This is a genomic window from Nocardia sp. NPDC059691 (assembly GCF_042733915.1).
GTDB lineage: Bacteria > Actinomycetota > Actinomycetes > Mycobacteriales > Mycobacteriaceae > Nocardia > Nocardia sichangensis.
On the sequence record NZ_JBHWFB010000003.1, the window covers coordinates 604,454 to 616,721 of the forward strand.

Sequence of the window (12,268 nt, forward strand, 5' to 3'; positions counted from 1 at the left end):
TCAGCCTCGCGTCTGGGTGACTCGAGACCGTGTTCCGGGCCGAGAAGAAGAGTACCAAACGGCTACGGGTTAACTACAAATCGCCTGGTCAAAGCCATATTTTCAGCCTTCGGAGCCGGTCTGGGCGGTCTCCTTCCAGTCCAGCGCCGCGCGCAGCCGGCCCAAGGTGAGGTCGCGGCCGAGCAGTTCCAGGGATTCGTACAGCGGCGGGCTGATATGCGATCCGGTGATCGCGACCCGCACCGGAGCGAAGGCTTTGCGCGGTTTCAGCCCGAGATCATCGATCAGCGCCTTTTTCAGTGCCGCTTCGATCGCTTCGGTGGTCCACTCGGTCAACGGCTCCACGGCGGTAATAGCCGCCTGCAATACCTGAGCCGCGTCGGGACCGAGATTCTTGGCCCCCGCGGCCGGGTCGATCGCGAACTCCTCCGCTGGTGCGAACAGGAAACGCAGAAGGTCCCAAGCGTCGGACAAGACGACAATCCTGGTCTGCACGAGTTCCGCCGCCGCGGCGAACACTTTTTCATCGATTTCGGCGCCGATATGGCCGTGTCCGGTGAGATACTCCCGCAGCCGGTGGGCAAAATCACCCGGAGCCAGCAATCGGATGTGCTCGGCGTTGAGCGCGTCCGCCTTCTTCTGGTCGAATCGGGCCGGATTCGAATTCACTTTCGAAATGTCGAAGGCCTCGACCATCTCCGCCATGGAGAACACGTCGCGGTCCTCGGACAGGCCCCAGCCGAGTAGCGCGAGATAATTCAGCAAACCCTCGGGGATGAACCCGCGGTCGCGATGGGCGAACAGATTCGACTCCGGATCACGCTTGGACAACTTCTTGTTGCCCTGACCCATCACGAACGGCAGATGGCCGAACTCGGGAGTGAAATCGGCGACCCCGATCCGGCGCAGCGCGGCGTACAGCGCGAGCTGGCGGGGAGTGGAGGAGAGCAGGTCCTCGCCGCGCAGTACGTGGGTGATCCGCATCAGCGCGTCGTCGACGGGGTTGACCAGCGTGTACAGCGGCTGGCCGTTGCCGCGGGTGAGCGCGAAGTCCGGGACGCTGCCCGCCTTGAAGGTGGTCTCCCCGCGCACCAGATCGTTCCAGGACAGGTCTTCTTCTGGCATCCGCAGCCGGACGACGGCGGCGCGCCCCTCGGCCCGGTACGCCTCGATCCGCTCCGGCGTCAGGTCGCGATCGTAGTTGTCGTAACCGAGCTTCGGATCGCGTCCCGCGGCGCGATGACGGGCCTCGACTTCCTCCGGCGTGGAGAACGATTCGTAAGCCTCACCGGCCTCCAGCAAACGCCGAACAACGTCCTGGTGCAGTTCTTTTCGTTGCGACTGGCGATATGGCGCGTAAGGCCCGCCGACCTCCGGCCCCTCGTCCCAGGTGAGGCCGAGCCAGCGCAGCGCGTCGATAATCGCCCGGTAGGATTCCTCGGAATCCCGTGCGGCATCGGTGTCTTCGATTCGAAAGACGAATGCGCCACCGTGGTGGCGGGCGTAGGCCCAGTTGAACAGCGCCGTCCGGATCAGGCCGACGTGCGGCGTACCGGTCGGTGACGGGCAGAATCGGACCCGTACTTCAGTCATGGCTCTCTTTCGATCAGCGTTTGGCGGCAACGGGATTGGTGAGGGTTCCGATGCCCTCGACGGTCACCGACACCTGCTGGCCCTCCCGCATCGGGCCGACGCCCTCGGGGGTGCCGGTGAGGATGACGTCACCGGGCAGCAGTGTCATCACGGTGGTGATCCACTCGATGAGCTTCGGAATGTCATGCAGCAGAAGCGAAGTGCGGCTGCGCTGACGCACTTCACCGTCGAGCTCGGTGACGACCTCCAGATCCGAAGGGTCCAGGGAGGTTTCGATCCACGGACCGAGCGGGCAGAACGTGTCGTAGCCCTTGCCCCTGGTCCACTGGCCGTCGTGGCGCTGCTGATCGCGGGCGGTCACATCGTTGGCGGCGGTGTAACCCAGCACCACGTCCAGCGCGCGGGCGGCGGGCACGTCCTTGCAGGGGCGGCCGATGACGATCGCCAGCTCCCCTTCGTAGTCGACCTGAGATGAACTGGGCGGCAGGATGATCGGGGCGTTCGGCCCCACGATCGCGGTGTTCGGCTTGAGGAAGATCACCGGGTCGGCGGGCGCGGGACCACCCATTTCCGCAGCGTGGGCGGCGTAGTTCTTGCCGATGCAGACCACCTTGCTGGCCAGGATCGGCGCGAGCAGCCGCACGTCGGCCAGCGGCCAGCTGCGGCCGGTGAACGTCGGTGTGCCGAACGGGTGTTCCGCGATCTCCTTGGCCACGCTGTCGCTTCCGTCGCCTTCGATGCTGACGAAAGCGACTCCATCGGGACTGGCAACTCGACCTAGACGCATGCCCGGAGTCTATCGACCCACCGTCACCTGCTCGAACGCGCCCGACCGGGTGGTACGGAATCCGCCCGGATCCGGCGGCGGCGCGCGCTGTGAGCAGCCCGACAGCCGCAACCGTCGAATCGAGCCGCCGCCGGGTGTACCGTGAGCAGCGAAGTTCACACAATGGGAATTGTATCCCAAATAATGAGATTCCGAGGTGAGGCCGATGGCGACCGTTACGCAGATCGACGAGGTTCGGCGCTGGTCCATGCTCGGTCTCGGCGTGTTCGCCCAGGCCTCCAGCGCGGTCTTCATCCACGGCGTCCCGTTCCTGCTGCCCGCGCTGACCGACCGTGGCTTGCCGCTGGCGACGGCGGGCCTGCTGGTGGCCATGCCCACCGTCGGGCTGGTGTGCACCCTGATCGCGTGGGGTTATCTGGTGGACCGGATCGGCGAACGCAAGGTGCTGGTCGGTGGTCCGCTGCTGATGCTGGCGGCGGGCTGCGCCGCCGCGGCGACGACGAACGACATCGCCCTCGGCGCGCTGCTGTTTCTCGGGGGCGTCGGGGCGGCCAGCACGAACGGCGCGAGCGGCCGGGTGATCGTCGGCTGGTTCCCGCCGCAGCGGCGCGGGCTGGCGATGGGCATCCGGCAGACCGCGCAGCCGCTGGGCGTCGGTGTCGGCGCGCTGGCGATTCCGGCCGTCGCCTCCGCCCACGGTGTACCCGCGGCAATTCTCGTTCCCGCACTCATGGCGGGTGTCGCGGCCATGGGTTGTCTGGCCGGCATCGTGGACCCACCGCGTCCCGATCGCGCCGCCGCCGATCCGGCGTTGCGCGCCAATCCCTATCGCGACAACGCCATGCTGTGGCGCATCCATCTGGTCTCGGTTCTGCTCGTCGTCCCGCAGGGCACCGTGTGGACGTTCGCGCTGCTGTGGTTGCACCGGGATGTCGGCTGGTCGTTGGCCGCGGCGGGTGCGCTGGTGACCGTCACACAGATCCTCGGCGCGCTGGGCCGCATCGGTGCGGGCGCGTGGTCGGATCGGGTCGGCAGCCGGATGGGCCCGCTGCGCACGGTGGCCGTCGCCGCCGTGCTGTCGATGACCGCGCTGGCGCTGACCGCGTCGACCCACTGGTGGTGGGCCGCCATTCCGCTGTTGATCGCCGCGTCCGTGATCACCGTCTCCGACAACGGCTTGGCCTTCACCGCGGTCGCCGAGATCGCGGGCCCGTACTGGAGTGGCCGGGGCCTCGGCATCCAGAACACTGGGCAGAACCTCGCGATGGCCGCGGTTCCGCCCGTGTTCGGCGCCCTGATCACCGCGAGCGGCTTCCCCGCCGCCTTCCTCCTGGCCGCGGTCTCGGCCGTCGCGGCGGTCCCGCTGGTTCCCCGCGACCCCGCCTAGGTTCACGCGTCGAAGGATTGCCGGGTCCGCGACACAGGGCCGCACTCCGCATGCAGATCGACCCGGACGATCTCGACTCGATGTCGCTGCGTCACCTGAATTCGGTGACACAGCGCTGGTCGAGCGCGCCGCGGGGCGCGGGATTCGCCCGCGCTGGCCGGGCGGACGGCTGAACGCGGAAGGTCCCGTTGCCGGTGATGGCAACGGGACCTTCCTGGGCGACGGTCAGAGAGTGGCCGCGATGCGGTCGCCGACTTCCACGGTCGACGCCGTGCCGGAGCGAGACTCGAGGTCCTTCGCGACCGCCGACTCGATGCGCGCGGCCCCCTCGGCGTCGCCGAGGTGGTTGAGCAGCAGGGCGACCGAGAGGATCGCCGCGGTCGGGTCGGCCTTGGACTGGCCCGCGATGTCGGGGGCGCTGCCGTGCACCGGCTCGAACATGCTCGGGTTCGTGCCGGACGCGTCGATGTTGCCGCTGGCGGCGAGGCCGATGCCACCGCTCACGGCGGCGGCCAGGTCGGTGATGATGTCGCCGAAGAGGTTGTCGGTGACGATCACGTCGAACCGGCCCGGGTCGTTGACCATGTGGATGGTCGCGGCGTCGATGTGCTGGTAAGCCGTTGTGACATCGGGGAACTCGGCCGCGACCTCGTCCACCGTGCGCTGCCACAGCGAGCCTGCGAAGGTGAGCACGTTGTTCTTGTGCACCAGCGTCAGGTGCTTGCGCCGGGCCTGCGCCTTGGCGAAGGCGTAGCGCACCACACGCTCGATGCCGAAGCGAGTGTTGGTGCTGACCTCGGTCGCCACCTCGTGCGGGGTGCCGACGCGGATCGCGCCGCCGGTGCCGGTGTACGGGCCCTCGGTGCCCTCGCGCACGACGACGAAGTCGATGTCGGGGTTGCCGGCCAGCGGGCTGGTCACGCCCGGGAACAGCTTGGACGGCCGCAGGTTCACGTGATGGTCCAGCGCGAACCGGGTGCGCAGCAACAGGCCGCGTTCGAGCACGCCACTGGGCACCGACGGATCGCCGATCGCGCCGAGCAGGATCGCGTCGTGCTGCTTCAGTTCGGGCAGCACCGAATCCGGGAGGATCTCGCCGGTCGCGTGGTAGCGGCGCGCACCGAGGTCGTACTCGGTCTTCTCGACGCCTGGCACGACCGCGTCGAGCACCTTGAGCGCCTCGGCGATGACCTCGGGCCCGATCCCGTCGCCCGGGATGACAGCAAGCTTCATGACAAATGCTCCGTTCGATATTGCCGGTCGCGGGCCGCCGCAACGTGCGGCCCGGAGGCGACCGTCGGCGTGCGCACGACATTCCGGCCGGGTGACCGCAGCACCGTCACGGTACTCGGCGCGGCCGGATCGCCGAGCACCGGGCGCGCGGCGGGCCTGCGCGCCGACGAAGAGACCGGCGCCGCGCACGAGTGCTCGTGCGCGGCGCCGATTCCGAGTTCACCGGGGCCGCGCCCCGGATCGGATCAGGACAGGTCGACCTGGACGACCTTGGCCGCGCCGACGGACTCGGCGATCGCGGCCTGGACGTCGGCGGGCACCTCGCGGGCCACGCGCAGCACCACGGTGGCGCCTTCCTTGTCGACGTCCTGGGTCAGCTGCGCGGCCAGGATGTCGACCTCGGCCTCGCCGAGCTTGGTGCCGATCTTGCCCAGCGCGCCCGGCCGGTCGTCGTAGTTCAGGATGGCCAGGTTGAGGCCCTCGGCGCGCATGTCGTAGTTGCGGCCGTTGACGTTGACGATCTTCTCCACCAGCTGCGGCTCGGTCAGCGTGCCCGCCACGTTCAGGGTGCTGCCGTCGCCGAACACGGCGCGCAGGTCGACGACGCTGCGGTGGCTCGGGCTCTCCGTCGCGGTGGTGACCTCGGCGGTGATGCCCCGCTCCTTGGCCAGCGCGGGAGCGTTGACGAAGGTGACCTGGTCCTCGACCAGCGCGGAGAAGATGCCGCGCAGCGCGGACAGCTCCAGTACGCCGACCTCTTGCGCGGCCAGCTCGCCGCGCACCTGCACCTCCACGCTGACCGGCAGCTCGTTGGACAGCGCGCCGAGCAGGGCGCCCTGCTTGCGGACGATGTCCAGCCAGGGGGCGACCTCTTCGCCGACGGCGCCACCGGTGACGTTCACCGCGCCGGGCACGAACTCACCGGCGAGCGCCAGCAGCACCGACTTGGCGACGTCGGTGCCCGCGCGGTCCTGCGCCTCGGAGGTGGAGGCGCCCAGGTGCGGGGTCACCACGACCTGCGGCAGGTCGAACAGCGGGCTGTCGGTGCACGGCTCGGTCTCGAACACGTCCAGGCCCGCGGCGCGCACATGACCGGACTTGATGGCCTCGGCCAGGGCGGCCTCGTCGACCAGGCCACCGCGCGCGGCGTTGACGATGATCACGCCGGGCTTGGTCTTGGCGATGGCCTCCTTGCCGATGATGCCCTTGGTCTCCGGGGTCTTCGGCAGGTGGATCGAGATCAGATCGGCACGCTCGAGCAGTTCGTCCAGGCTGAGCAGCTCGATACCGAGCTGCGCGGCGCGCGCGGGCGACACGTAGGGGTCGTAGGCGACGATCTTGGTCTCGAAGGCGGCCAGTCGCGCGGCGAACAGCTGGCCGATGCGGCCGAGGCCGACGACGCCGACGGTCTTGTCGAAGATCTCGACGCCGTTGAACTTGCTGCGCTGCCAGGTGTGCTCACGCAGGGTGGCGTCCGCGGCCGGGATCTGGCGGGCGGCGGACAGCAGGAGGGTGACCGCGTGCTCGGCGGCGGTGTGGATGTTCGAGGTGGGCGCGTTCACGACCATGACGCCGCGCTCGGTGGCGGCGGGAACGTCGACGTTGTCCAGGCCGACGCCCGCGCGAGCGACGATCTTCAGGTTCTTCCCGGCTTCCAGGACCTCGGCGTCGACCGTGGTCGCCGACCGCACGAGCAGCGCGTCGGCCTCGGGCACCGCGGCCAGCAGGGCCGGGCGGTCCGGTCCGTCCACCCACCGGACCTCGACACCGTCACCGAGCGCGTCGACGGTCGACTGGGCGAGCTTGTCGGCGATCAGAACTACAGGACGGCCTGCTTGGCTCACGTGGAGTACTCCTGGGGAATGGGGTCGGCAATTACCGCCGACCAGCTTAGTGCGCGCGATTTCCGACCCGGCTACCACCTGGTGGGCGGCCGTCATCAGTCCCGACGCTGGCAAAAATATGCAGACCGGTCTACAGTCACCGCATGGGCGTCAAAGGCACCGAGACTCGCGGCAAACTCGTCGACGCGGCGCGAACGCTGGTGGAGCGGCACGGTTACTACGGCGCCGGGCTCAACCAGATCCTGGCGGCCAGCGGGGCGCCGCGCGGATCGTTGTACTTCCATTTCCCCGGCGGCAAGGACGAATTGGTCGCGGCGGCGGTCGCCCAAGCGGGCAAGGAGATCGCCGCGCTGATCGACACCATCGAGCCCGGCGGTGCCGCCGAGGCCGCGAGCAGGCTGCTCCGAGCGTTCGGCGACCGGCTGGAAGCATCCGGCTGGCAACAAGGCTGCCCGGTCGCCACCGTCGCCCTGGACGTCGCGGCGGCGAACGACCCGATCCAGGCCGAGTGCGCCGCCGCCTACGCCGCATGGGAGCAGGCGCTGCGGATCCGGCTGCGGGCCGACGGCCGTGACGATGCGGACGATCTGGCGGCAGCGGTGCTCGCGATGGTCGAGGGCGCACTGCTGCTGGCACGTGCGCAGCGAAGCCGTGAACCCTTGGAACGGGTCGAACGCACACTGCGCGCCATGATCTGAGGCCGAATCCGCCGATACCGCAAGGAGTTTTCCATGTCCACAGAATATGTAGACCGGTCTAGTAAGGAGGACGTCATGTCCGACAGCATCGTTTTCGGAGCCGCCGGGTTCCTCGGCCGCAATGCGGTCGCCCGCCTGCTCCAGCAGGGGCATTCCGTCGCCGCCGCATTGCGTGCGGGCAGCGCGGAGCGGCTCACCAGTTGGCTGCGCAGACAAGGCGTGGACGAGAGCGGGTTGGAGATCCTCACCTGTGACGTGACCGCGCCGGACCTCGGCCTGCCCGCCGAGTTCGACGCGTCGGGCGTGCGCGACGTGTACAACTGCGCGGCCCGCTTCGCCTTCGGGCTCGCCCCCGAGGACGCGTACGCGGTGAACGTCACCGGGGCGCTGCGGGTGCTGGAATGGGCCGCCGCCCTCCCCGAGCCGCGACGCGTCGTGCACATCACCGGGTACCGGATCACCGTGGAGGAATCCGAGGAGCAGCACTACGAGAACGGCGCGTACGGCGCGTCGAAGTTCGAATCGGATCCGCTGCTGCGCCGCCGGGCGGCGGAACTCGGCGTCGCGCTGACCATCGCGAACCCGAGCAGCGTCATCGGCCCCGGTCAATACATCGGGCTGGCGAGCGTCGTCGAGGATCTGTGGAACGGGCGGCTCCCGGCTCTCCCCGGCGGGCCCGAGACCTTCGTGCCCATCGTGGATCTGGACTACTTCACGGATTTCTTGATCAGCCTGCCCACGCTGCCCGATACCGCGGGCCGGTCCTACACGGTTCTGGATGATCGGACTCCCGTGCTGCCGAAACTTGTTCGGCTACTGGCTGATCACCTGGGCGTCCGCGCGCCCCGGTTCTCGATTCCGGTCGGCGTCATCTCGAAGCTTCCGCCCGCACTCACCGGCGCCGACCCGGAGACGCTCAGCTTCATCGCCGACGACCGCTACGACACATCGGCGGCGCGGGAAGTGGCGCGCCGAGCCGGGCTCACCATGCCGCCGACCGAGGCGACCCTCCTGGGCTGGGCCGACCATCTCGTGGCCACCCGGTTCGGCGCGGTGGCCGATGACCCGACAGCCGGTTTCGCCGACGGCGTCTGGGTCGGCGGCGAGCGCGTCCGTCCCGCTTACGTCCTGGTGCACGGTCTTCCGTTGGACGGCGAGTCATGGAACGAGGTGCGCGCGGAGCTGGACGGGCCCAGCCTGGTCGTGGACCTGCCCGGCCTCGGGCGTTCGGCGCCCGGGGATCGTGACGCGGTGCTGCCGGGATTGCTCGCTTCGGTGCACACGCGCCCCGTTCTGGTCGGCCACTCGCTCGGCTGCGGCCCGGTGCTGCGGTATGCGGCGGAGCATCCCGACCGAGTCTCCGGCGTAGTGCTCGTCGCCCCCGCCTTCTTGCAGCCGCGGTCGGGCCGGCTGCTGCGCTCGCCACTCGCGACCGCGGCGATGCGCCGGATCTCGGCGGCGGCCTTGTCGAAACGGCTCGGCGTGCCCGAGAGCGACGCCATCGCGAGCGCGGCGGCGAACCTGCGCAGGCCGGGCGTCGCGGGCCGAACGGTCGGCGCGTTGCGCGAGGCGAGCGCTCCCGCGCGGCGTGCAGAGTTGCGAACTCTGCTGGGACGGATCGACGTGCCGGTGCGGATCATCGCCGGTTCCGACGACCCGGTCACCGCCCCGACCGCGCGAGAGCGGATTTCGATCGAAGGCGCGGGCCACTACCCGCAACTGACCCACCCGGCCCAGGTGGCGGCAGAACTCAGCCGGATCTCCGCCGTCGCGGCGCAGAGCTGACCTCGCACTCCGACATCGCGGCGCAAGGCTCGCGGCGGAACCCGACCACCCAGGCTCGTCCACCAACGCACACAGCGGCGGGCCCCCACACCACCAGGTGCGGGGGCCCGCTCGGTCACGCCATCGGTCGGCGCGCGACCCGGTCGACTCTGCTCGACCGTTACGTCGGTCAGCGGCCGCCGAAGGAACCCGTCCACAGGGTGTCGACAAGACCGTGCAGCGCGGCGCCAAGAGTGCCGAAAAGACCGTTCAGGGCAGCGCTACCGGTGTCGATGATAACGGGGATCATGGAAATACCTCTTCCTCGAAACTTATCCAGTCGAACTGGCTGACACGGGGCATGTCGGCGCCGGATCGGCGACAGTTACAGAATTCGAATATTTAGTAATGCAGACCACATATCAATCGAAGTGTGACTCACGACACTCATCCTATTACGAATGAGCTGGGAATCTATACGTTTGTCCAGGTCAAGACACCGAAAGTGCTAGAAGATTTCCCTCGCTAATAGAAGTCGAATGCGACATTCCAGAAAAATTTCGTACGAATCTCGCGCCGCATTCGGAAAAGAGGCTGCCGAGTGACTCGAGCCACTTCGACGAAACTCGGCAATAGAGATACCAAATAACTTTCGAATACGTCGAAGCGGTAGACGGAGAAATGCTCGGCTCCACGTCGGCGGCCCTGTTCCCGATTCGCGGGGTGCCGCGGCGGCAGACCGTCAGGATGCCCCGACAGTGACCGATCGCACATCTTCGGACGGCTTGGTGGCTGCGACGGCGCGGGAGAACGCGCGCACCCCCGGTGTCTCGCGATGCCGGCGCCACACCAATCCGAGCCGGGACTCGGCGATCCCGGTGACCGGCACGAAGGCCACCGGCCGTCTGCGGTGGGAATCCGCGGTGGGATGACACAGCAACATCGCTCCGCGGCCGGCCGCCACCGCGGCGAGACCTTCTTCCAACGTGCCGACCTCGGGCCCGGAGCGCACCCTTCGACCGCCCGGCGTGACGTCGAGCGCCTGAGCTCTGCGCCAATACTCCGGCGCGGGCGCGCGCACTCCTATCAGTGGAAGAGCGGCGAGTTCCTCTACCGACAGTTCGGCCCGGCCCGCGAGCGGGTGGGCACTGGCCAGCGCGAGTGTCTGCGGCTGCCCCGCGAACACCGAGCCGAGCACGAGATCTCCCTCGCCCATCGGCAGCAGCACGACAGCGGCGTCGACCTCGTCGCGCCGCACCGCACCGAACGGGTCGGCCAGCGGTATTTCGACCAGCTCGGCCGAGCAGTCCGGGTGCCACTGCTGGAACAACTCGACCGCGGCCATCAGGTGATCGTTGCCCGCGCCTTGGAATCCGATGCGCAAGATCCCGTCCGCACCCCGGGCGGCGGCGCGAGCATCGTCGACCGTCGCGCGCAACGCGGCATAGGCGGGCCGCAGCGCGGCGAGGAAATCCGCGCCGAGCGGGGTCAACCGGACGGTGCGACTGGTCCGTTCCACGAGTTGTCCGCCGATGCGCCGCTCCAGCGAGCGCAGTAGCTGGCTCACCCGGCTCTGCGACACATACAGCCGAGCACCGGCCCGCCCGAAGTGCAGTTCCTCGGCGAGCGCGAGAAACGCTTCCAGTTCACGGACCTCCAGCCCACTCATCTGCCTCCCTTCCACGGTCGATGAGTCCAGCTCATAGAACTATGAGACCTTCGCCGTTGTTTCCCCATACCGCGAGCCTTTTGTCTGGAAGACATGACACACGTTCGAGAAGTCGTTGCTTCGCAGCCGGTTTCGTCGCTACGCGGTTGGCTCGGAGTGGGCGCGGTGGCAGCGGGCACGTTCACGGTGGTCACCGCCGAGATGTTGCCGGTCGGACTGCTCACTCCGATCGGCTCGGCGCTGCGAGTGAGCGAAGGCCGCGCCGGTCTCGCGTTGACGGTGACAGGCCTGGTCGCCGCGCTGGCCGCGCCCTTGGTCACCGCGACGCTGCGCCGAGTCGAGCGCAAGGTGGTGCTGTGCGGATTGCTGGCGCTGCTCGCGCTGGGCAATCTCGGCGCGGCCGCCGCCCCCACCTTCGGCGTGCTGATCGGGGCGCGGGTGCTGGTCGGCGTCGGCATGGGCGGGGTGTGGGCGATCGCGGCGAGCCTGGCCGCGCGGCTGGTGCCCGCGCGATCGGTCGCCGCTGCGACCTCGCTGGTCTTCTCCGGCGTCGCGGTCGCGTCGGTGCTCGGCATTCCGGCGGGCACTTTCTTGGGTGCGCTCGCCGGGTGGCGGATCGCGTTCGTGGCCGCGGCCTGCCTGGCAGTACTGGTGCTCGCGGCTCTGGCGGTGCTGCTGCCGCGTCTGCCCGCGACGGAAACCTCGGCATTGCGTGGCGTGTTGCGACTGTCGCGGCAGCCCGGCTTACGGATCGCCTTGCTCGTTGTCGCATTCCTGGTAACCGGCCACTTCACCGCCTACACCTATGTGCGGCCTGCGCTCGAGGGAGCGACCGACGTCGATGCGGAAACGCTCGGTGGGCTGTTGCTCATCTACGGGATCGCCGGTGTCGCAGGCAATTTCGGCGCGGGAGCCGCTGCGGCGCGGGCACCGCGGAAGACCTTGACAGCGATCGGCTCGATTCTCGCCGCGACCACGATCGCCTTGCCCGTGCTGGGCGCCTCCCTGCCGGGGGCTGTCGTGCTGATGATCGTGTGGGGCGTGTCCTACGGCGGGGTCTCGGTGAGCACGCAAAGCTGGGTCTTCGCAGCGGCGCCGCAGGCGAAGGAAGGCGCGTCCGCACTGTTCGCGGGTGTTTTCAATGCCGCCATCGCGCTGGGGTCGCTGACCGGCGGTCTGGCGGCGGACGCGATCGGTGTGGCCGCCGCCATGTGGCTGGGCGGGACGCTCGCGCTCATGGCCGTGCCGGTCGCCGCGCTCGGAAGGGGCGTGCACCGGTCCTGAACGACGAAA

At 68.9% G+C, this 12,268-nt stretch carries 9 protein-coding genes; 4 read left to right on the plus strand and 5 right to left on the minus strand.

What is annotated here, in order from left to right:
• Positions 1-102: 102 nt before the first annotated feature.
• A complete protein-coding gene (gene gltX, locus ACFV2O_RS10095; RefSeq protein WP_379251523.1) occupies positions 103-1,593 on the minus strand; it encodes a glutamate--tRNA ligase in 1,491 nt (496 codons plus the stop codon).
• 13 nt (positions 1,594-1,606) lie between these two features.
• Positions 1,607-2,380 (minus strand): fumarylacetoacetate hydrolase family protein, encoded by a 774-nt coding sequence (locus tag ACFV2O_RS10100; protein ID WP_355069792.1) that lies wholly within the window; start codon positions 2,378-2,380, stop codon positions 1,607-1,609.
• Between the two features lie 205 nt (positions 2,381-2,585).
• On the opposite strand from ACFV2O_RS10100, the gene ACFV2O_RS10105 reads away from it, so the two are divergent.
• Positions 2,586-3,767, plus strand: a complete 1,182-nt coding sequence (locus tag ACFV2O_RS10105; protein ID WP_355069791.1) for an MFS transporter — start codon at positions 2,586-2,588, stop codon at positions 3,765-3,767.
• A gap of 225 nt (positions 3,768-3,992) precedes the next feature.
• Here ACFV2O_RS10105 and ACFV2O_RS10110 read toward each other — a convergent pair whose 3' ends face one another.
• Both ACFV2O_RS10110 and serA read right to left on the minus strand, forming a co-directional pair.
• Complete coding sequence (locus ACFV2O_RS10110; RefSeq protein WP_379251524.1) at positions 3,993-5,000, minus strand: 3-isopropylmalate dehydrogenase; 1,008 nt, start codon at positions 4,998-5,000, stop codon at positions 3,993-3,995.
• 245 nt (positions 5,001-5,245) lie between these two features.
• Entirely contained in the window at positions 5,246-6,844 is a 1,599-nt protein-coding gene (gene serA, locus ACFV2O_RS10115) for a phosphoglycerate dehydrogenase (protein ID WP_355080573.1), read from the minus strand.
• A gap of 143 nt (positions 6,845-6,987) precedes the next feature.
• On the opposite strand from serA, the gene ACFV2O_RS10120 reads away from it, so the two are divergent.
• Positions 6,988-7,542 (plus strand): TetR/AcrR family transcriptional regulator, encoded by a 555-nt coding sequence (locus ACFV2O_RS10120; RefSeq protein ID WP_379251525.1) that lies wholly within the window; start codon positions 6,988-6,990, stop codon positions 7,540-7,542.
• A gap of 75 nt (positions 7,543-7,617) precedes the next feature.
• Positions 7,618-9,327, plus strand: a complete 1,710-nt coding sequence (locus tag ACFV2O_RS10125; RefSeq protein ID WP_379251526.1) for an alpha/beta fold hydrolase — start codon at positions 7,618-7,620, stop codon at positions 9,325-9,327.
• A 721-nt stretch (positions 9,328-10,048) separates the two neighbouring features.
• Here ACFV2O_RS10125 and ACFV2O_RS10130 read toward each other — a convergent pair.
• Complete coding sequence (locus ACFV2O_RS10130; protein ID WP_379251527.1) at positions 10,049-10,975, minus strand: LysR family transcriptional regulator; 927 nt, start codon at positions 10,973-10,975, stop codon at positions 10,049-10,051.
• Between the two features lie 93 nt (positions 10,976-11,068).
• On the opposite strand from ACFV2O_RS10130, the gene ACFV2O_RS10135 reads away from it, so the two are divergent.
• On the plus strand, positions 11,069-12,259 hold the full coding sequence (locus ACFV2O_RS10135; protein ID WP_379251528.1) for an MFS transporter: 1,191 nt from the start codon (positions 11,069-11,071) through the stop codon (positions 12,257-12,259).
• The last annotated feature ends 9 nt before the right edge of the window (positions 12,260-12,268 follow it).

Excerpts from the sequence above, each read along its gene's own strand:
- gltX (WP_379251523.1), bottom strand. The coding sequence starts at position 1,593 with ATGACTGAAGTACGGGTCCGATTCTGCCCGTCACCGACCGGTACGCCG.
- ACFV2O_RS10100 (WP_355069792.1), bottom strand. The coding sequence starts at position 2,380 with ATGCGTCTAGGTCGAGTTGCCAGTCCCGATGGAGTCGCTTTCGTCAGC.
- ACFV2O_RS10105 (WP_355069791.1), top strand. The coding sequence starts at position 2,586 with ATGGCGACCGTTACGCAGATCGACGAGGTTCGGCGCTGGTCCATGCTC.
- ACFV2O_RS10110 (WP_379251524.1), bottom strand. The coding sequence starts at position 5,000 with ATGAAGCTTGCTGTCATCCCGGGCGACGGGATCGGGCCCGAGGTCATC.
- ACFV2O_RS10120 (WP_379251525.1), top strand. The coding sequence starts at position 6,988 with ATGGGCGTCAAAGGCACCGAGACTCGCGGCAAACTCGTCGACGCGGCG.
- ACFV2O_RS10125 (WP_379251526.1), top strand. The coding sequence starts at position 7,618 with ATGTCCGACAGCATCGTTTTCGGAGCCGCCGGGTTCCTCGGCCGCAAT.
- ACFV2O_RS10130 (WP_379251527.1), bottom strand. The coding sequence starts at position 10,975 with ATGAGTGGGCTGGAGGTCCGTGAACTGGAAGCGTTTCTCGCGCTCGCC.
- ACFV2O_RS10135 (WP_379251528.1), top strand. The coding sequence starts at position 11,069 with ATGACACACGTTCGAGAAGTCGTTGCTTCGCAGCCGGTTTCGTCGCTA.